The sequence below is a fragment of the Paenibacillus koleovorans NBRC 103111 genome, assembly GCF_004000845.1.
Taxonomy (GTDB): Bacteria; Bacillota; Bacilli; order Paenibacillales; family NBRC-103111; genus Paenibacillus_AA; species Paenibacillus_AA koleovorans.
In genome coordinates this window covers 39,545-59,564 of the sequence record NZ_BIMA01000005.1, presented here as the reverse complement: position 1 = coordinate 59,564, position 20,020 = coordinate 39,545, and the positions used below count along the sequence as shown (strand labels likewise).

General features: G+C 56.3%; 18 protein-coding genes. 3 read left to right on the top strand and 15 right to left on the bottom strand.

Annotated features, from left to right (window positions below; genetic code table 11):
- Positions 1-22 precede the first annotated feature (22 nt).
- From PKO02S_RS02905 to PKO02S_RS02865, 9 genes are all read right to left on the bottom strand, one after another.
- On the bottom strand, positions 23-1,000 hold the full coding sequence (locus tag PKO02S_RS02905) for a hypothetical protein (RefSeq protein ID WP_127579587.1): 978 nt from the start codon (positions 998-1,000) through the stop codon (positions 23-25).
- A 1-nt stretch (position 1,001) separates the two neighbouring features.
- Entirely contained in the window at positions 1,002-2,231 is a 1,230-nt protein-coding gene (locus PKO02S_RS02900; RefSeq protein WP_127579586.1) for a TolB-like translocation protein, read from the bottom strand.
- Between the two features lie 14 nt (positions 2,232-2,245).
- Entirely contained in the window at positions 2,246-3,742 is a 1,497-nt protein-coding gene (locus PKO02S_RS02895) for a sulfatase-like hydrolase/transferase (RefSeq protein ID WP_127579585.1), read from the bottom strand.
- A 23-nt stretch (positions 3,743-3,765) separates the two neighbouring features.
- Positions 3,766-4,890, bottom strand: coding sequence for a Gfo/Idh/MocA family protein (locus PKO02S_RS02890; RefSeq protein WP_246066809.1), 1,125 nt, complete (start codon positions 4,888-4,890; stop codon positions 3,766-3,768).
- Positions 4,891-4,993: 103 nt separating this feature from the next.
- A complete protein-coding gene (locus tag PKO02S_RS02885; protein ID WP_127579583.1) occupies positions 4,994-5,878 on the bottom strand; it encodes a carbohydrate ABC transporter permease in 885 nt (294 codons plus the stop codon).
- 13 nt (positions 5,879-5,891) lie between these two features.
- On the bottom strand, positions 5,892-6,794 hold the full coding sequence (locus tag PKO02S_RS02880) for an ABC transporter permease (RefSeq protein WP_246066808.1): 903 nt from the start codon (positions 6,792-6,794) through the stop codon (positions 5,892-5,894).
- 75 nt (positions 6,795-6,869) lie between these two features.
- Positions 6,870-8,522: an extracellular solute-binding protein gene (locus tag PKO02S_RS02875; protein WP_127579582.1), complete on the bottom strand. Its 1,653-nt coding sequence runs from the start codon at positions 8,520-8,522 to the stop codon at positions 6,870-6,872.
- A 201-nt stretch (positions 8,523-8,723) separates the two neighbouring features.
- Positions 8,724-9,728, bottom strand: coding sequence for a hydroxyacid dehydrogenase (locus PKO02S_RS02870; protein ID WP_127579581.1), 1,005 nt, complete (start codon positions 9,726-9,728; stop codon positions 8,724-8,726).
- 203 nt (positions 9,729-9,931) lie between these two features.
- Positions 9,932-10,282, bottom strand: a complete 351-nt coding sequence (locus PKO02S_RS02865; RefSeq protein WP_127579580.1) for an Hpt domain-containing protein — start codon at positions 10,280-10,282, stop codon at positions 9,932-9,934.
- Between the two features lie 47 nt (positions 10,283-10,329).
- Between PKO02S_RS02865 and PKO02S_RS02860 the strand changes: the two genes are divergently transcribed.
- Entirely contained in the window at positions 10,330-10,716 is a 387-nt protein-coding gene (locus PKO02S_RS02860; RefSeq protein ID WP_127579579.1) for a response regulator, read from the top strand.
- A gap of 24 nt (positions 10,717-10,740) precedes the next feature.
- Here the strand turns inward: PKO02S_RS02860 and PKO02S_RS02855 are convergent, their stop codons facing one another.
- The 3 genes from PKO02S_RS02855 to PKO02S_RS02845 form a co-directional block, all read right to left on the bottom strand.
- Positions 10,741-12,390: an MDR family MFS transporter gene (locus PKO02S_RS02855; protein ID WP_127579578.1), complete on the bottom strand. Its 1,650-nt coding sequence runs from the start codon at positions 12,388-12,390 to the stop codon at positions 10,741-10,743.
- Positions 12,391-12,849 (bottom strand): MarR family winged helix-turn-helix transcriptional regulator, encoded by a 459-nt coding sequence (locus tag PKO02S_RS02850; protein WP_127579577.1) that lies wholly within the window; start codon positions 12,847-12,849, stop codon positions 12,391-12,393. It abuts the gene before it with no gap.
- Positions 12,850-13,020: 171 nt separating this feature from the next.
- On the bottom strand, positions 13,021-14,154 hold the full coding sequence (locus PKO02S_RS02845; protein WP_127579576.1) for a Gfo/Idh/MocA family protein: 1,134 nt from the start codon (positions 14,152-14,154) through the stop codon (positions 13,021-13,023).
- Between the two features lie 203 nt (positions 14,155-14,357).
- Between PKO02S_RS02845 and PKO02S_RS02840 the strand changes: the two genes are divergently transcribed.
- Both PKO02S_RS02840 and PKO02S_RS02835 read left to right on the top strand, forming a co-directional pair.
- Positions 14,358-15,329: an AraC family transcriptional regulator gene (locus PKO02S_RS02840; protein ID WP_127579575.1), complete on the top strand. Its 972-nt coding sequence runs from the start codon at positions 14,358-14,360 to the stop codon at positions 15,327-15,329.
- A 133-nt stretch (positions 15,330-15,462) separates the two neighbouring features.
- Positions 15,463-15,798: an ArsR/SmtB family transcription factor gene (locus tag PKO02S_RS02835; RefSeq protein WP_127579574.1), complete on the top strand. Its 336-nt coding sequence runs from the start codon at positions 15,463-15,465 to the stop codon at positions 15,796-15,798.
- Positions 15,799-15,863: 65 nt separating this feature from the next.
- On the opposite strand, the gene floT is transcribed toward PKO02S_RS02835, so the two are convergent.
- The 3 genes from floT to PKO02S_RS02820 all read right to left on the bottom strand — a co-directional run bounded on the left by floT (position 15,864) and on the right by PKO02S_RS02820 (position 19,936).
- Positions 15,864-17,408 carry a flotillin lipid rafts scaffold protein FloT gene (gene floT / locus PKO02S_RS02830; RefSeq protein ID WP_127579573.1) on the bottom strand — a complete coding sequence of 515 codons (1,545 nt, stop codon included), beginning with the start codon at positions 17,406-17,408 and terminating at the stop codon, positions 15,864-15,866.
- A gap of 54 nt (positions 17,409-17,462) precedes the next feature.
- Positions 17,463-17,987, bottom strand: a complete 525-nt coding sequence (locus PKO02S_RS02825; RefSeq protein WP_127579572.1) for an NfeD family membrane protein — start codon at positions 17,985-17,987, stop codon at positions 17,463-17,465.
- 107 nt (positions 17,988-18,094) lie between these two features.
- Positions 18,095-19,936, bottom strand: coding sequence for an ABC transporter ATP-binding protein (locus PKO02S_RS02820; protein WP_127579571.1), 1,842 nt, complete (start codon positions 19,934-19,936; stop codon positions 18,095-18,097).
- Between the last annotated feature and the right edge of the window lie 84 nt (positions 19,937-20,020).

Genomic DNA, 20,020 nt, shown 5'->3' with positions numbered 1-20,020 from the left:
TCCGTCCCCTTGTCGTTTCGATTTAGTTGTCCAGCAGCCGGGCCAGCGTCGTCTCGATCGCCGCCGATTGCGCCTTCACTTGCACGTCCACGGGGAACAGCGTCCGATTGGTGACGACTTCTGTCGTAATACGGCTCATCCGATTGTTGATCTCGGCGTAATTGCGGCGGAAATATTCGGCCTGGATGTCGGTGTACGGCGTTGTGATCGGCGGTTTGGCCCCGAAGCCCCGCTCCAGCCACACCTTGGTGATGTCGTCCGCCCAGCGTGAGTTCTCCTCCGCATGCTGCGGCGCCACATTGTCCGGATACGGCATGAAAATGATACAGTTGTAGCCCTGCTCCGCGTCCTGCTGCCCGAACATCATCTGGTGCAGATCAAGCCAATAGTTGTACTGATACTGCGCATCCATCTGATAAAACAGCTTGAAATAAGAAGAGAGCTGATGACGATTAGGCTCCACGTAGCGGAATTCGTCGACAGGCTCATAGACGATGCCTAGCGGATTCGGCGCGTTCTCCTCGCGAATGTCCCAGATGTCGACCCGTTTCCATTGCACGCCCGGATTCTCCGGGTCCTCGCCGAAGATCATGCAGCGGAACTCGTTCATGCTGTATTTCGTCCCGTCGTAATAGAGCTCCGGCGCGTTCTCGCGGCCGAACGGATTGCCGATCGGATTGAACGTAATGACGGTGCTCTCCAGCACCTTCTCTCGATCAAACGTGCACGACTGCCCCAGCAAATCTCGGCCGGTCAGCAGCTGCTCGATCACATCGACCATGCCGGCGGTCGTCCCGGGTTCATGCGCATGGGGCTGGGTGACATAGATCGCTTTTTTGCCTTCGCGCGGAATGGAGAAATCCGAGATCGTGATCGCATATACTTTGTGGCCCGTGAACGAAAGGAGATGCTCCACCTTCATCAGAGAGCTCTCAGGCAGCTGCCGCCATTCCGCCAGCTTCTGCTCCAATTGATCCTGCTTCGCAATAAAGGGTATCATCTTAACTTCGCTCCCCCAGACCGCTTAAGTCCGCGATCAAAATTTGACGATTGCCTTCCGGTGTCCCGTTGAAGCACACATACCGATAGTCCTCGCTCCAGACGGGATGCGGATCGCAGCGCAATTCGGCGGGAATGCTCGTGCCGCCCAGCGTCCAGATCCAGCAAATCGCCTCTTCGTGCCCGCTCTGCGTATCGACCAGACGGATCGGAACCTCATGGTTCTCATTCACGACACGCTCCCCGGTATAGGCATCCGTCAACACATACAGCCCGTCTCGATAGTAGCTCGGATGGCCGCCGCCCGGCACCTGTGGCGCCACAAGCTTGAATTTCTCGCCCCGGCTGTCGAACTCCGCGAAACGCAGCTCATTGTAGTTGATGTTCATCAGAATGCCGCGGCCGTCCGGATGCCAATCGGGATGATGAGAGCCGTTCGTCCACATCTCGTAAGGCAGCGCGACCGCCGCATCGCTGCCGTCCATCGCCATCGTGAGGATGTATTTCAGCTGCGGTCGGCCGTCATCGAACAAACAACGCACAACCTGCATAATCCGATCTTGCTGGCGGTTCACCTTCGTGTGGAAAAATGTAAATCGCGAGCCTTCGAAAGGCTTCTTGTTCGGCAGCAGGTCATACGCTTGCTTCAAGCTGAACAGCAGGCGCTTCGTGTTCGTCTTCACATCGACTTCCCACAAGCCCTCGTCCTCCGGCGCCCCCACCGGCGGCACACAGTCGCAGCTAGCCGGCATCGTGGCCCCATAGCCGTTCTGCGACGCATTGATCAGCGACAGCGACGGGCTCAGCAAGGAAGCTCCGTCAGGCGTGATCTGGTACACCGACCCGGCCATTCGCCGCTTCTCGCCGGTTTCCAGATTATACTCGACCGCGAACACGTCGCAGCCCTCTTGGTCGTTGTAATACAGCAGCGTTTCGCTTCCCCAGCAAATATGCGCGCCGACCTGCATCCCCCAGCCTTTCGTAGCATCGAGCTCCACGAGGGTCATCTCGACCAGATCGATGACGCATACGATCGCCTCATCGTCCGGACCCGGCAGGCGGTCCTGGAACGGCAGCTTCAGGCATGCAAGGTACCGACCGGACGGACTCCAAGGGCGTACATCGAAGAACGTATGGATAAAGCAGCCGTCCTCCGGCGTGATGATCGTGACGGGATACGCCGTCCGACCCGCTGCATACGGTCTGAAATTCACTTTCGTTGCGGCTTTCAAGCGTTCACTTCCTTTCAGTGCAATCCGCGCGGATTGTAATCCTGCGCGCTTCTGGCGATTTCCAGCTCGCTCAAATTCCGCAGCGGCCCCGATGGAGCCAGCTGACCATCCTTCACAGCCGGATCGGCTTCGCGCGCGGCCAAACGGCCGGCGAGCTCGGCCCGCCACCTGTGCAGCTGCTCCGGAGCAGAGCCGCAGCGGTCCGTCAGCTCGAGCGGATCGTGCACCAAGTCGAACAGCAGCTCTCGTCCGTCCTCCTCGGCCCAAATATATTTCCAACTGCCGTCCGTCACCATAAAAGAGCGGGAACCGATGGTGCCGAATTCGCCCAACAAGCTTTCCCTAACCGACGTATCGGCCGGTTCCCGGACGAGCGGCAGCAAGCTCCGGCCGTCCAAACGGCCGGGGATCGGGACGCCGGCGATGTCGAGACAGGTCGGCATCAGATCCTGCAGACCGACCGGAGAGACGTTCGTTCTGCCCGGCACCCATTCCTTCCCCATAGCCGCATCCAATCCGCCGCCCTTCGTTGGAGGAACGACGATCATCGGGATGTTGCAGGCGCCCCTGGTGAAGTTCCCCTTGAACCAGAGCGTATGATCGCCCATATTGTCGCCGTGGTCCGACGTGAAGATGAACCAGGTGTTTTCCAGCATGCCGGCTTCCCGCAATGTGCCGATGATCCGGTTGATCGACCGGTCCACCTGCGTGATGGAAGCGAGGAAGCCGCGATACGCCATGTCCGTCTGCTTCTCCGTACGCGTCGCTCCTGCATAGTTAGCCACTATACGCTGCTCGTAGATCGACATGCGGTTGACCCAATCGCCGATGACCGGCTTCGGCATCTCGTCGCGCTCATACATGTACAGATCACGCAGCAGCGGCGTAAGGGGCGGATGCGGAGCCGTATAGGACGCCCAAAGGAACAAAGGGCGGGTCCAGTCCCGGCGCAGAATCGTCTTGCAGCTCTGGTCGGCGATCCATTCCGTCGGATGCAGATGATCCGGCAAATGCCAAGGCGACATCGTGTACTCATTGTTCGCGATGCCGTGGGCGAACGCTTGCCCCGGATACCCTTGCTCGGCCAACCATAGCTCATAGTCGTCGTACCCGCGCTTCTCCGGCGATCCAGCGCCGAACATTCGTCCCTCCTCGCACAGCAGCATGCTATCGAAGCCGTAATGGCAACGCTCCGGATACACGTGCATTTTGCCGACCACCCGCGTCTCATACCCGGCATCTCCGAGCAGCTTCGGAATCGTCGCTTCCGTAGGAAGGGCGAAACCCTCCACATACCTCGTGATGCCCAAGCTATGTCCCTCGAGCCCGGTCATGATCGTCGCCCGCGCCGGAATGCAGATCGGGGTCCCCGAATAAGCCTGCTCGAACCGGACGCCGCGTTTGGCCAAATAGTCGATATGCGGCGTCTGAATAACCGGATGCCCGGCGCATCCCATCAAATCCGCCCTCATCTGATCCACCGTAATGAGGACGATATTAGGTCTGTTCATGTTGGCGCCGCCTTTCCTTATTGCTATTCGATCGATTGAAGCATTCCCGTCTCAGCCGACTGCTTGGCCTTCAAACACATCAACGCGCTTAAAAGGCCGTCTTCGAGCGTGCTGACCGAACGTCCCTCGCCCTTCATCACCTTCACGAAGTTTTTCACCAGCTCCGTATCGCCGCCGAAGTGGTCGTTCCCCATCTCGATGTCATACGTCTCCACGCGCGGGGTGTGATGCATGTACACTTTAATTTGGCTGCCGTGAAAATCAAGCTCCAACGTACCCTTATAGCCAGTAAATCTAGCGCCGCGGAAAGACGACTTTTTGCGGCTGTAGAAGTTTTGAGTGTACGACACATGCATGCCGTTCTCGTAGCGGATCAAGGCGCTGCCGGAATCTTCGTTGCCGGTGTCCTCGGCGAAGGCGCAATACGCCCAAGTTTCCCGACGGATCCCTTTCAAGTGAACCGTGCTTTCTTCACAAGTCTGGTTCTCCGCGCAATCGACGCATCTCAATCCCGCCGGCTTCGTCCCCTTGAAAATTTGTTTCGACGTCATCGCAACGACGCTTACCGGCTTTTGGCCTACCAAATAATTGATATAATCGAAATCGTGCGTCGCCTTCTGCAGGAACAAACCGCCGGTTTCCTGCTCGTCCCGATACCAGTTGTGGAAATACACGCCGCCGTATTCGGGATAATTTTGCGCCGCCACATGCTCCACCGATCCGATTTTGCCCGAGTCGATAATCTCCTTCGCCAGCTTGACGATCCGGGACAGCCGCATAGGAAAAGAAACTACGACTTCCGATTTAGCCGATGCAGCGCTCTCTTGAAGCAGCAAATAATCTTCCATCGTCGTCGAAACCGGCTTCTCCAGAAACAGCGGGATACCCGTCGGCAGCACTTTGCGCGCCATTGTCGTGTGCAGCGAGCAGCGCGTGCCGATCATGATGCCGTCCAGCTTCTCATTGGCGTGCATGTCTTCGAACGTGTCATAGAATCGAACTTCTTCCAGGCCATCGTACTTGCTGCGAATCTCTTCGTTGCGAATGTCGGCGATCGCTACCAACTTGCATTCCGGGAAATTCTCTTTCACTTTATAGAATACGTTGCGTATACGAGACCCATATCCGATAATTCCGATATTTAACAACTTGATGACCTCCCAGGTGATTGAATGATTTCGATAGGTCTTAAAAAGAAAGGAGGCACCCCTGAACATCGGTTCCGGTGCCCCCTGCCGTCTGGCAGCTGTTTTACTCTTTCAAAGAACCGATCATGACGCCTTTGACAAAATATTTTTGCAAGAACGGATAAACGAGCAAGATCGGCAGCACCGACACGATGATGATCGAATATTTCAATTGCGCCGAGAATAATGTGCGATCCAGCGAATCGCTCATATTGTCGACCATCATATCATTGTTCTGCACAACGACCTTCATCAGATAGACGGACATCGGCTGGAGCTTCACATCGGACAAGTAGATCATCGCCGAGACGTAGCTGTTCCAATGGCCAACCGCGAAGAACAAGGCCAGTACGGCAATGATCGGCTTGGATAGAGGCAAGATGATGCTAGTTAAAATTTTGATGTCATTGGCTCCGTCGATGCGGGCGGATTCGCTCAGGCTCTCCGGAATTCCCTGAAGAAACGTACGTGTGATGATGATGTAGAAAGCACTTGTCAAACCGGGCAGCAAAAGCGCCCACCGCGTGTTGTACAGCCCGAGCTCCTTGATCAGCAGGAAGCTCGGAATCAAGCCGCCGCTGAAGAACATCGTGATGACGATCATCGTCATGATCCATTTGCGGGCGAAGAACGTTCGTCTCGCCAGCGGATAAGCCGCCAGTATAGTGAAGACGACGTTCAAGAAAGTACCGACGACTGTGTAATATATCGTGTTGTAGTAAGCAATGTAGATATCATCGTTCTCAAACACCCGCTTATAGCTCTCCAGGGAGAAGCCTTTCGGAAAGAGCCACACGGATTCGGAGATGACATACTGCGGCGCGCTGATCGACATGCTGAATACATACACAAACGGGTAGAGCGTAATCACGATGACGAAGAGCATCAAGCAGTAAATTAAAGTGTCAGATACTTTATCGGAAGTCGACCGTCTGATTCCAGCTACCATTTCATTATCCCCCTTACCACAACGACGTTTCCGATACTTTTCGACTGATGCGGTTCACGATGACGAGAAGGATCAGATTGATCACATTATTGAATAAACCGATCGCCGTCGAGTAGCTGTAATCCGCACGTTGAATGCCCTGTCTGTACACGTAGGTCGAAATCACATCCGCCGTTTCATACGTAGTCGGATTATACAGGAGGTTGATCTTCTCGAAGCCTACATCCATCAAATTACCTGCATTCAGAATGAGCAAAATCACAATGGTCGGTACGAGACAAGGCAGCGTGATGTACCACATTTTTTGCCAACGGTTCGCTCCGTCGATATTCGCCGCTTCGTACAGCTGCGGATCGATGCCCGCGATGGCCGCCAAATAAATGATCGAGCCCCAGCCGAAGCCTTGCCATATCCCCGAGGAGATGTATATATCGCGGAACCAGCTTGGTTCGCTTAAGAATGGAATCGGCCCGATCCCGATCCACCCGAGCGCCGTATTCACGATCCCGTGTTGGCCCGTAAAATTGACGATCATCCCGCAAATGACCACGATCGAGATGAAGTGGGGCAAGTAGCTGATCGTCTGTACCGCTTTTTTGAAAAGACCCTCTCTTACTTCATTCAACATCAGAGCGAAAAAGATAGGAACCGGAAAGCTCCACACAAACGAATAAATACTGATCAAGAGCGTGTTTTTGAGCAGCCGCCAGAAATAGACGGAGTCGAAAAACATGATGAAATATTTGAACCCGACCCAGTCGCTGCCGAGGATTCCTTTCAACGGCTTGAAATTTTTAAACGCAATGATAACGCCATACATCGGAATGTAGTGAAAAATGAAATAATAAAGCAGTACGGGAAGGATGAGGATGAGTAAATATTTATCTCTATTTAGTATTCGGAGTGCTTGTCTCAAGATGATTTCCTCCACTTTCCGAGAAGATCGGGCGCATGCGGCTTGCACACACGCCCTTTCCCCCTACCGAAGATGTTACTTGGCTTTCAGATAACGATCGTACTGGGCTTGCTTGATAGCTACAATGTCATCGATCTTGAGTTCCTTCATGCGTTTCGTAAATTTGTCCCAATCGATCGGTTCCTTGCCCATAATAAACTTGAGCATCGTTTCTTCCAGATACGTATTGATATCCGTGGATAGACGCTTGGAGTTCTCGGCTTCCTCCTTGGTCGCCATCATGGAGCGGAATGGAATCGGATCCTTCATGTACGGCTCCATCTTCTTCACTTGCGCCATCAGGTTCGGCTGATTTTTGATCAGATCGATCGCCTGATTGGACAAGACCGCCTTGTCGTCGCGAATCCACGGCAAGGACGGGAAGGCGCCGATGCTTCTGAGGGCATCGGTTGCCGCCAGCTTATCCGGGTTGTTCAGAACGAAATCAGTGAATTGAGGCTTGCCGTTCACCATCGTGTAGCTGGTGCCTTCGATTCCGTAGTTCGTGAATCGGGCGCCTTCTTCGCTAGCCCACACGTAGTCGAGCCATTTGATGGCGATTTCCGGATTTTTGGCCGTTTTGCTGATGCCGTAGTAGCCTGAGATCGGACCGTATTTCTCGTAGTAGCCTTTGACTCCAGCGTTGGCTGGCGGCGCTACGATTTCCCATTTCACGCCCGGCTTGTTCTGTGCGGCTTCGAACTTCGCGGTGTTGTTGACGAATCCCTGAGTTACGCCGACCAAATCTTTGACGATATCAGGCTGAATTTGGGTAGAAGTTCGTTTGGTTACGAATTCCGGATCGATGATGCCCTCGTTGTACAGCTTGTTCAGCCAAACGATCAAATCCTTCGTCTTCGGGTTCATCCACTCATACGATACTTTGCCGGCCGAGTCGACGGCCCAGCCGTCGCTGTAGTTGTTGCCGAGCTGGAGCCCCATCGCTTTGCCGAAGTTGGACAAGCCGGCCCAGTTGTATTGAGGAGCGAGCGGGATCTCATCCTGCTTGCCGTTGCCGTTCGGATCCTTTTCCTTGAACGCTTTCAGAACGGTGTACCATTCATCCAAGGTAGTCGGTTCCTTCAGCCCCAATTTATCGAGCCAGTCTTTGCGGATGAGCCAGCCGAACGGATCGGATATGCCGGTGCCGCTTACGTCGTTGGTCAGCGTGTAGATTTTGCCGTCTGGTGCTGTGAGCAGCTTCTTGATGTTCGGATAGGTCTCGAAGTATTTCTTGATGTTCGGAGCATGTTTGTCGATCAGGTCGTTCAATGGAATGATGAGGCCGTCCTCGGCTGCTGTGACCGGATCGCTTGGCAGCTGGAAGATGTCAGGCAGTTCCGTTGCCGCCGCCATGCGGATGTTCATGCTTTGGTTGTACTGGGCGGAAGGCGTTACATCCCATTTGATTTTTACGCCGGTACGTTTCTCAATTTCAGCCCATACCGGCAAGTTTTGCGTGTAGCTTTTTGGCGCATACGGGTTGTCAGGTACACCGATGGACAGCGTGACGGAGCCCTCCTTCACGATCGGCATCGGGTTGGATGCGGCGGAAGCCGTCGGCTTTGCGCTCTCGCTTGGTGTCGTTGTATTGTTCCCTTCATTCCCTGAGCTGCCGCATGCCGACAGAACTCCAGTTAGCAGCACCACACTTGCCGTCGCCAGCGCCACTTTTTTCTTTTTAGGCATGTACTTAAACCTCCCTAAATGATGTTTGAGGGTAGATCCTGCATGCTGTGATACAGGAAAGCGCTCTCAGGGTTATTATTCAACATTTCGGAAGCAATAAAAATGATCCAAATCCGCTATCTGGTACAGTAAAGTGACAACCTGCATGGGTGATGGTATAAAAACCGTACTTATGGTTTAAAAAGCAGCAATTCGTATCGGTTAGGCTAGAAATTCCCACATGCGCTCGTAGATTTCATAGCGGGTCGGCTCGTGCTGAATGCTCCGCAAAATGTCCTGCGCAATTTCCGGCATAAGCGCCCTGCGGCACTCAAAGGTGCTGCCTGCAATATGCGGCGTGATGAGCACATTATCGAGCCGAAACAGCGGATGCTTCGGGTCCGGCGCTTCCTTGCGCAGGACATCAAGAGCAGCATAGAACCGTCCGGTTTGCAGCTCGGCGATCAGCGCCTCTTCATCCAGCACGAGTCCGCGCGAGGAATTGATCAAGACGGCACCGTCGGGAATGGAACGGATCAGATCGGCATGGATCATGTTCTCCGTCGACTGGAGGGACGGCGCATGGATCGAGATGATCGAACAGCGCATCACGTCCTCCAGCGTTGCCAGCTTCACGCCGAGCTTCAGTGCGTTCTCCTCGCTCAGGAACGGATCATAGAGCAGCACATTCGGACGGAACGGCGCCAGCAATTGCAGGAACGCGCGGGCCGTCGAGCTGGCGGACACGATCCCGATGGTCGCGCCGGTCAACTCGTGCCCGATGAATTGCGGGCCGACCTCCCACCAGCCGCCTTGCTGTGCGGCTTTGCTGACCTGCGGGATGCGGCGCAGCATGGCGAGCAGCACGGTCATGCAATATTCGCCCACGCTGAGCGCCAGCCGCGGCGCGCCTGAGAACACTTTTCTATTATGGTCAAATACGGAACGCGGCATGAAGCCTTTCACCGAGCCGGCGGCATGTCCTACATACCGCAGCTTGTCCGCCTTCTGCAGCATCTCCTCCGTCAGCTTCGGAGAGCCCCAGCTCGTCAGGATGACTTCGGCGTCTTCCATCATTTGGTGCAGCTGCTCCGGCGTGTAGTTCTCGTTCTGCTCGTTCCATACCGCATCGAAATGCTCGTCGATCCACTTCATCGTTTCCTCGGAGCAAACCTTGTCCAGTGCGGCGCCGAACGGCAAAATATACGTTTTTGGTTTCGTAGTCATATGGAGTTCCCCTTCCCAGTGCTGGAATAAGGATCATCATAAGACCAACATTTTTCTATGTCAATCGAGCGAAACCTCTTCGGCAAGGGAGAGCGGCAGGAGGGGATAAATGTCGGAAAAGAATACTTTTCCGAAAAAAATAGCCGCCCTTCCGGATGTAGGATCCAGAATAGACGGCGCCACATGGCAACCTAAAAATTAGTTTATTCCCCGTTTCCGTTTCCTTCCGCGATCCCCTTACACTCCACCAGCCGCGCCGGCAGTTCGCCGACCAGCGACGACGCCTCTTCCAATTTTCGTTCCTGCAATAGTTCAATTAACGCTTCACAAATGACATGCATTGGTTCAAAATGGATAGTAAGCGCCACTCCCTTCATCGCATGCACATGCGAGTAGATGGACTCGGCTGCGGCGGCCCGTTCTACGCGCCCGGCCAGCCATTCGGCGTATGCAGCTTGCACGGCTGCGATCCGGGGAGCGGCATCAGCCAAATACATGCGTTGGGACTGTTCGATTATCCGTTTCATCTTCTGGTTGAACTCCGGATTTTGCATCGGTCGTTGCCTCCCTGTACCCACTCTCCCGCGAGAAAGGAAAGTCTATGAAACCTATTTTACAAAAAATTGCCGTGATTGACGATAGTTCGCCGTTCCGATGGCTCGTCAAAAACATCCTGGAAATGCAAGAGTATGATGTGCATCTGTTCGAAGAAGCCGAGCTGTTCTTCAAAGAGAAATGGACGCCGCCCGGCTACCACCTGATCATCGTCGATTTGAATTTGCCAGGGATGAACGGCGTAAGCGCGGTCGAGAACATCAAACAATCGCCGCTCACGGCATCGGTGCCGGTTTTGTTCGTCACCGGCGATGCCAGCCGGAACAACCTCACCGAAGCGGTGCGCGCGGGCGTAAACGATTTCATCTCGAAGCCGATCGACCCCGCCTTGTTCCTCGAGCGCGTCAACAAGCTGCTCGGCCTCAAGCCGTAAGCAGCTTGCTCCCCGCTTACGCTTTCACTCCGCCTGCTGCGCCACGCCGGTGCTGACGCTCGCAGGCGCCGCAGCCGGGGCTGTCGGCGGTGTGTCCTCCTGCTTGCGTTTGCCGCTTCGGAGCGTCACTTCCTTGAGGAAGAACGATAAGATAAGCGCGCCGGCGACGATAAACGCGCCGGTCAGGAATACCCCCGACAGCGCATACCCCAGCGATTCATGCAGCTGGGCTACAATCTCCCGGAACGTCGCCTGCAGCGATTCCGGCAGCGCCAGCCGGAGCTGCTCCAGCTTCGGCGGATCGAGCAGCAGCTGCGGGTCCTGGAGCGCCTGCAGCTTCTCCGCCGTCTCCGGCGGCATCGACGCGGACGCTCCATCGCCTGCGGTTGCCGCCAACTCCTTCATTTTGACCCCAATCCGATGCCCCAGAACCGTCCCCATGATCGAGACGCCGATCGTGCCTCCGAGCGAGCGGAACAACTGCGACGACGCCGTAGCTACGCCCAGCAAGCGGGGTTCGGCCGAGTTCTGCACCGTCAGCGTGAACACCGGCATCCCGAATCCGACGCCGCCGCCTACCAGAATGAGCAGCAGCACCGTGAGCCATACCGGAGTATCCCCGGTCATGAACGACATCGACAGCAGGCCGACCGTCATCATCACCATCCCCAGTATCGCGATCCCCTTATACTTGCCCGTCCGGGAAATCCATTGGCCCCCGAGCGCGCTCATGATCACCAAGCTTAGCGTCATGGGCATCGTCACGAATCCCGAATGCGTAGCGGTCATTCCTTTTACCCCTTGCACGTAGAACGGAACGAACATGACCGCCCCGAACATGCCGGAGCCCATCAGGAAACCCGCCGCATTCGAGAGCGTAAACGCCGGAATACGGAACAAGCCGATCGGCAGCACCGGGTTCGACACGCGCCGTTCCACCAAGACGAACAGCATCAACGCCGCCACAGCGGCTACGAATAACCCTGCAATTTCGACCGAGCCCCACTCATACTTCGTCCCCGCCCACGAGAACGCAAGCAGCATCGGCACGATCGTCAGCGTCAGGCATATTGAGCCGACATAGTCGATCGGCGCCTTTTCCTTGCGCGGCACTTGCGGGAACAGCCACCAAATCAGACCCATCGCGATCAAACCGACGGGAAGGAACACCCAGAACACCCAATGCCATTCGTAATGATCGACGATATAGCCGCCCAGCGTCGGGCCGAACACACTCGCGAGACCGAATGAGGCGCTCATCAGCCCCTGCCAGCGACCTCGCTCCCGCGGCGCGAACAAGTCCCCGATCGAGGCGAACGCCGTCGACATGATCATCCCGGCTCCGAAGCCTTGAATGCCGCGATAGACGATCAATTGGATGATCGACGCGGACGTGCCGGACAAGAACGAGCCGAGGATGAAGATGGAGATGCCGATCAGGATGAACGGCTTGCGGCCGTACATGTCGGACAGCTTGCCGACCAGAATCGTCGTGACGCTGGAGGTCAGCATGTAGATGGTGAACACCCAGCTGTAATACTCCAGGCCGCCGAGCTCCGCGATAATGCGCGGCAACGCCGTACCGACGATCGTCTGATTGAGTGCCGCGAACAGCATCGCCGCCATGATCGAGATCATGATCGTTACTTTGGTGCGATGATCCAGGTGTTCCATTCAATCGCCTCCCAGGGGCTCATCTTTATGCGATTCGTAAATCGATAAAATGTCGCGGTAAATGCGGGTCAAATGGCGAATATCATCGGCGGGCAAATCTTTGAAAAACAGCTTGCGAATGTTGAGCCGGGTTTCCCTTACGGTCTCAAGCGTCTTCCGGCCATGCTCGGTAATCGCCAGAAACACGACGCGGCGGTCTTCGTCCGTGCGAATGCGCTCCGCGAGCCCGGCTGCGATCAGCTTATCCGACAGCCCGGTCACCGCCCCGGCGGTAACCCCGAGCGCTTCGGCCAAACCCGAGCTTTTCTGCGGGCCTTCGGATTCCAGCTTCTCCAGCATGTAAACCTGCGAGCCATTGAGCGGATGGGCGAGCAGCTTGTTCCACTCGATCGCCATCCGGCGGTTGACCTGTCTGTAAATATTTTCGAATTCAATGAGCTCCTGATGATCCAGCTCCATGAACGTGGCTTCACTCCTTTATCGCAAAACGGTTTAGTCAGCCAATGGTTTAGTTACTAAACAATTGTGATTATAGTCCTCCTCGTAACAATTATCAACAGGGATTAAGAAAAAGAACCGTCCTCACGGATGGTCCTCTAAGACAGAAGTTCAGTTGATTGCTGCATGGAACTAGAACCGAATTTCCCGGAACGTATGCGTCGCCGCCGATTCGTTGGCCTTCAAGCACAGCAAGGCGCTCAGCAGCCCGCCTTCCAGCGGACTGATGGAGGAGGCGTTGCCCTTCACGATATCGCCAAAGTTTCGAGCGAGCACGGAATCGCCGCCGAAATGATCGTCGCCTGCCTGGAATTCATACGTTTCCACCCGCGGGGTATGGTGCATGAACACTTTGACCTCGGACTTCATGAAATCGAACTCGATCGTACCTTTATACCCCAAGAATCGCGCCCCGCGAGCGCCGGCTCCACGACGGGCGAAGAAATTTTGCGAATACGACACATGCATGCCGCTCTCGTATTGGATCAAGGCGCTGCCGGAATCCTCATTGCCCGTATCCTCGGCGAAGCAGCAATGCTGCCACGATTTGCTCAGGTGCGGGTTCGTGCTCACGTAGGGGCTCTCGAGACAAGTGCGGTTCTCATCGCAATCGACGCATTTCAGTCCGGCCGGCTTCGTACCCTTGAAAATTTGTTTGGATTTCATCGCGCTGATGACGTTCGGCTCCATGCCCAGCACATGCTGGATGTAATCGAAATCGTGAGTCGCCTTCTGCAGGAACAAGCCGCCGGTCTCCGCTTCGTCGCGGTACCAGTTCTGATAGTACACATTGCCGTATGGCACGTTATTGACCGCTTGTACATGCTCGATCGTGCCGATTTTGCCGGAGTCGACGATTTCCTTGATAAACTGGACGATCGTAGTGACGCGCAGCGGGAAAGAGACGACGACTTGCGTGTTCGAAGCTTCGTAGCCGGCTTTCAACCGGAGCAGATCATCCATCGTAGTGGATACCGGCTTCTCCAGGAACAGCGGGATTCCGCTCGGCAGCACCTTAAGCGCCATATCCGTATGGAGCGAGCAGCGAGTCCCGATCATGATGCCGTCCAGCTCTTCGGCGCTCAGCATCTCTTCCGGCGTATCGTAAATGTGCACACCGCCGTTGCCGCGGGCTTCCTGGTTTTCCCGAATCGCATTCTGGCGCACATCTACGATCGCCGACAGCTTCGCTTCCGGATGCTGCTTCTGCAGCTCGTTCATCACATGCGATATTCTCGATCCATATCCGATAACACCGATATTCATCTCGTAAAGCCCCCCATGTTAGTTGACGCCCCGCCCGTCTTGGCAGCGCATCCATTTTGCCTTCATTATAGGACGGACCCGCTTCGTTGGCTTTGTCTCGGAAGCCAGACAATTTGTCATATCGGCCGGAATGTGCTTTCCATATCGGACGGCAGCCAGTATGATGGATACAGGAGAACTTTCGGACTGGAGGCCGGTTTCGCATGGAGCATCTGAGAACCAAACTGACGCCGACGATCGTCATCAACAAGCTGATCACGATGTTTTATTTCGAATTTGGCAAAGGGTACGTGTTCCGCGGCGAAAAGCACAACTTTTGGGAATTTCTGTATGTAGACAAAGGGGAAATCGAAGTCGTCGCCGACACCGACCGGTACTGGCTGAAGCAGGGGAGCATCATTTTTCACAAGCCGAACGAATTCCATAGCTTCTATGCCCGCCAAGGGACGGCGCCTAGCGTCATCGTTATGACGTTCGACTGCCATTCCCGCGCGATGAAGCGGTTCGAGAATCAAGTCATCGCCTTGAACGACGAGGAGCGCAACATGCTGGCGAACGTGGTGAAGGAAGGGATGAATGCATTCGAGTTTCCGTTCAAATATCCGATCTACCGTCGCAAGGATGCGCCGATCGGCAGCGAGCAGCTGCTCCAGTGCTACTTGACGGCATTTCTCATCCGGTTGCTGCGCAAGAACGAGTTTCAGCCTTTCAAAACCGCTTTGGGGGCGAGCGAGCTCGGGCTGGCGGACGGGGACTGGGGAAAGGAACGGGTCGGTGTACGGGAGCTGGAGCTGTCTACGGCCGTGAAGGAAAAGAGCGGCGCCCAGCTGGCCAGCCTGGTGACACGGTACATGACCGAGCGGCTCGATCAGAATTTGACGCTGGACGAGATCAGCGAAGCGCTTCACATCGCGAAGACGCGGCTCAAGGAAGCGTTCAAGAAGGAAACCGGCCAGACGATCATGGACACGTTCGCGCGGATGAAGATTCAGCGGGCCAAGGAGCTGATCCGCGAGGACAACAGCAACTTCACGGAAATCGCCCGCACGCTCGGGTACAGCAGCCTTCACTATTTCTCGAAGACGTTCAAAAGAGCGACAGGCTCCAACCCTAGCGAATATGCCCGGACGGTGAAAGCTCGCGTCATGGCATCCAGAGTGAAAGCTGGATCGTAGAATCGCAGCGCCTATTTTTCAAGTAAATTCCTCATAGACACTTTATATTCCTTGACAGGAATATTCTATTTAGAGTATATTCGAATAGAGAGGTGATTCGTCCTATGATTCAGAGCGATGTGTCGATCCCGCCATGAAAACAACAACGCTAAGCGCTCTATCCGAGCCGAACCGCCTGCTCATCGTCGAACTGCTGCGGAACGGACCGCTCTCCGTAGGCGAAATCGCCGACCGTCTTAAGTTCCAGCAACCGCAAGCGTCCAAGCATCTGAAGGTGCTGGCCGACGCCGGCCTCGTCGAGGTGAGCAGGATCGCCCAGCGGCGCATTTATCAGCTAAGGCCCGAGCCTCTCCAGGAGCTGGATGCGTGGCTGAATAAGTTCCGCAATGAGTGGGACGATAAGTTCGACGGATTGTCCGAGTACTTGGCAGAGCTGCAGAAGGGCGAGCGAAAGCCCGACCGCTTGTGAGGAGTCGGCTTGCCGCCTAGCCGGCCAATGAAAAAACGCCCAAGCTCGGGCGTTTTTTTGTACGTTTAGTTGGACTCCGGCGGGATAGCGGCTGCAGGCGCTTGCGCCGGCTTCGATGGTGCAGCCGGCGTCGGTGAAGGCAGTGCTTGCGCTCCGCCGCCGATTTTGCCGGTCAACCCCTGGATCAGCTTCTCCACATCGAGCCCCGACACGCTCTTCAGCATCTCCGGCGCCGTCGCCATCAGCGACGTGACGTAGTTGCTGACGCGCGCCGCGCCTTCGCCGTGGCCGGTGTCGACGATCGTCAGCTTGTCGATCGATTGCATCGGCTCGGCGATCTTGCCCGCCAGCTCCGGCAGCATCTTCATGACGATGTCGAGCACCGCGGCCTGACCGAACTTCTCGAACGCTTGGGCGAGCTTCTCCTTCGCCTCCGCTTCCGCCAGACCGCGCAGCCGGATGACCTCCGACTCAGCCGTCCCTTTCGCCCGCTCCGCATCGGCGATCGCGAGACCGTCGAGCCGCTTCTGCTCGGCATTCGCCTTCGCTTCCGCCTCGATCTTGTACTGCGTAGCATCCGCCTCGCGAATTCGACGCGCCTTATCGGCTTCCGCCGCCTGCTCGACGGCATAACGATCGGCGTCGGCCTTCTTCTTCACCTCGGCATCGTATTGCTTCTCGCGGCGAAGAATTTCCTTGGTCTCGAGATCGATCTCCCGTTCCTTGCGCACGATCTCGACCTTCATCTGCTCCTCGACAACGCTTTGCTTCGAGCGGGCTTCCTGGACGTGATACGCCTGGTCCGCCTCGGCCTTCGCCATATCCTGGTCCTTCTTGAAGGAAGCTACCTTCAGCTCCTTCTCGCGGTTCGCTTCGGCAATGTTCGTATCGCGCAGCAGCTCCGCCTTCTGCCCTTCTTCTTCGGCGCGCGCCTTCTGAATCCGCGCATCCCGAATCGCTTGGGCCTGGGCGATCTCCGCGTCCCGCTTCACCGCAGCGATCCGCGGCTTACCGAGCGCATCAAGATAGCCTTGTTTGTCGCGAACGTCCTTGATCGTGAACGAGACGATCTGCAGCCCCATCTTCTTCAGATCCTTGGCTGCGACGCCTTGCACCTCTTGCGCGAACTTGTCGCGGTTCCGGTACACTTCCTCGACAGTCATCGTTCCGAGAATCGCCCGCAGATGGCCCTCCAGCACCTCCTGCGCCTCGCTTCGAAGCGCCTCCGGCGGCTTGCCCATGTACTGCTCCGCAGCCGTCGCTACGTCCTCGACGGACCCGCCGATCTTGATGATCGCAACGCCGTCCGCCATGACCGGCACGCCCTGCTCCGTATACACCTCCGGCGTGGAAACGTCCAGCTTGTGCGAGAGCAGGGACAGAAACTCCGCCTTCTGGAAGATCGGCAAGATAAACGCGCCTCCGCCTCGCACGATCTTGATCCGGCGGCCCGATTCGTCGATCAAGGCGTTCTTGCTGCCGAGAAAAGTCCCGGTCACGATCATCGCCTGATCCGGACTGACCGTCTTGTATCGGGCCCAGAACGCCAAGCCCAACACAATAATTACGCCTACTACAAGGGATGGAATCAATAAGTACTCCGGTATCATCTCTACGAATTCTCCTCTCTCTGTTTCGCATTCGTTTCTCTGTTGCTTGCCCTTCTACTCCAATCGGGAGACGTACAGCGTGTCGTCCTTCACTTCCACGACTACGATGCGCTCGCCAGAACGGAATTCTTGCCCGTCGAAGCTCGCCGCGATCTGATTCGTATTGGCCGCTCCCACACGAACGAGCACTTCGCCGTAACCTCTGGCCGGAATCGGCACCAGCACTTCCCCGATTTTACCCGTCAAGTCGTGGATGGAGAACCCGGTGGAGTTCTCGCTGTTCATCATCGGACGCACATAGAACACGTAGACGCTCCAGCCTATGACGAGCGATGCCAGGATCGCCACCGCGATGTCCCATATCGCCGCCCAGACGTAGTAATGCTCGAGCATAAGGCCTGCACCGCCGAAGACGGTGATGACCGACCCGATCACCATCGGCTGCAGAAACCGCAACCCGTCCAGCGACATGAAATCTAGCGCTCCGTGCACGGCATTGCTGACCATATCCCCAAACACGACCGTGACAAGGGCGAGCAAGATACCGCCGCTCAAGCACATCCAGTAAATCGGCTCCATGCCTCTCCTCCATATCGTGCCAGTTGTTAACAAGGTTGCCTAATCCTATATACGCCCGGCAAGAAACAAAGTTTCACTTTAGCAGCGATTTGGTTGTATATTCCTGTTCATGTATTCAAATACCATTGGGCCTGCAGCCGAAAAGCTCTCGCGTACTCCCCCTCCCGAAGCATTAGCTCCTCATGGCTGCCCTGCTCGACGAGCACTCCGTCCTTCATGACGAAAATCCGGTCCGCCAGCCGGCAAATGCCCAGCCGGTGCGAGACGATCAGGCTCGTTCTGCCCTCGCTCAGCCGCAGGAACCGCTCGAATACGGCCACCTCGGCCGCCGGATCCATCGAGGCCGTCGGTTCGTCCAGAGCGATGACGGATGCGTCGCGAAAAAACGCGCGGCTAAGCGCAAGCTTCTGCCACTGCCCGTACGACAGCTCGCGGCCGCCTTCGAACAGAGCGCCGAGCTCGGCGTCGTATCCGCCCCGGAGATCGGCGATTACCTCATCAGCCCCGCCTCTGGCAGCGGCCAGCTCCATCGCCGCCACGTCCTCCATCCGTTCCATACGGCCAAAGCCGATATTTTCCCGGACGGTGAATTGATAACGGACGAAATCCTGGAATACCGCGCTCACATGTCCGCGCAGTTCAGCCGGCGACAGCTCCTTCAGATCGACATTGTCATACAAGATGCGGCCCGAGTCAGGCGAGTACAACCCAAGCAGGCATTTGACCAAAGTCGACTTGCCGCTTCCGTTCTCGCCGACGATCGCAATCGTTTCACCCGGCCGGATCGTAAAATTCAATTCGCGCAGCGCCGGTTTCTCCATGCCTGCATAGGCGAATGTCAGCCCTTCCGCCCGAATGCCGCTGCGCATGGGGATCGGCACCGGAATCGGGAGCTCAGGAGCAGACTCCTCCTCCATTTGAAGAAAGGCGAACAGATCGGCTGCAGTGAGCGTGTTCTCGTACAAGGTCGAGATTCCTCCGGCCATCATCTGGACGTTCTGCTGCGCGGAGGTGAGCGCCTGGATCAGCGCGGCCACCGTTCCGATCGTAATCGTCCCGGCGGACAGCCCGAACCACAGGAACAGCATGACGATTCCGAAGGGCATCACCGCCCCCAGCCCTTTAACGGCAACTTGCGTCCACGCGGCACGGCGATCAAGCTTGGCTTGAAGCGCGGCGTCCTGCCAGAAAATCCGGCGCCACCGTTCCGTAAAATACGTCTGCAGGTCAAACAGCCTAAGCTCCTTGGCCGTCTCGCGGTCGGTCATCAAGCCGAACGAGTAGCCGATCCGGCGCACATTCGGCGTTTGCGCGCGCATCAGCTGATACCGCGAATGACCGATTCGCATATTGGCGAACACCGTCGTACCCATGAACAGGAGCAGACACCCGATCAGCGACCAGTGAAAGCCGGCCAAGACGGCGAGCAGCGCCGCCATGGACAGGACATCCTGCAGCAGCTGCAGCTGCGCCTCCAGCAGATGAAGCAGCGAGTAGTTGTTGGAGGCTCGCTTCAGCAAATCGTACGTAGACGCGTTATCGAAAAACGAAAGCGGCAGCTTGGTCGATTTGGCGGCAATTTTGCCGTCGATCAGCATCTTGAAGTGACGCTTCAGCTGCTCCTTCCATACCTGCTGTACGGAATGGGCGATGATGCCCGCCAGCGCCAATCCGATCTGGAGCGCCACGATCGACATAACCCGCTGCAGCTGTCCGCCTCCCTGCTCGACGGCGAGCGCGACCGCGTCGAAGAACCACTTGGTCGCGACGATCTGCATTGCCGGCAGCGCGGCCTGCACGAGCCGGAGCGCAAGCGTCAATAGCAGCAACGTACGATTCGCCTGCCAGATCAACGGAAAGATCCGAATCAGCGTTCGCATCAGCTGCGACGGCCGCACCTTGCCCGTGCCGGCGGCAGCGCCTGCCGGGGTCCTCGCGGGAGCATTCATGGCTGGCCTCCTTCCTTGATTCTATAATGAAAGCCGGAACGCCAAACAAAGAGGCTCCTTTCGGAACCTCTTTGCCGGGCAGTC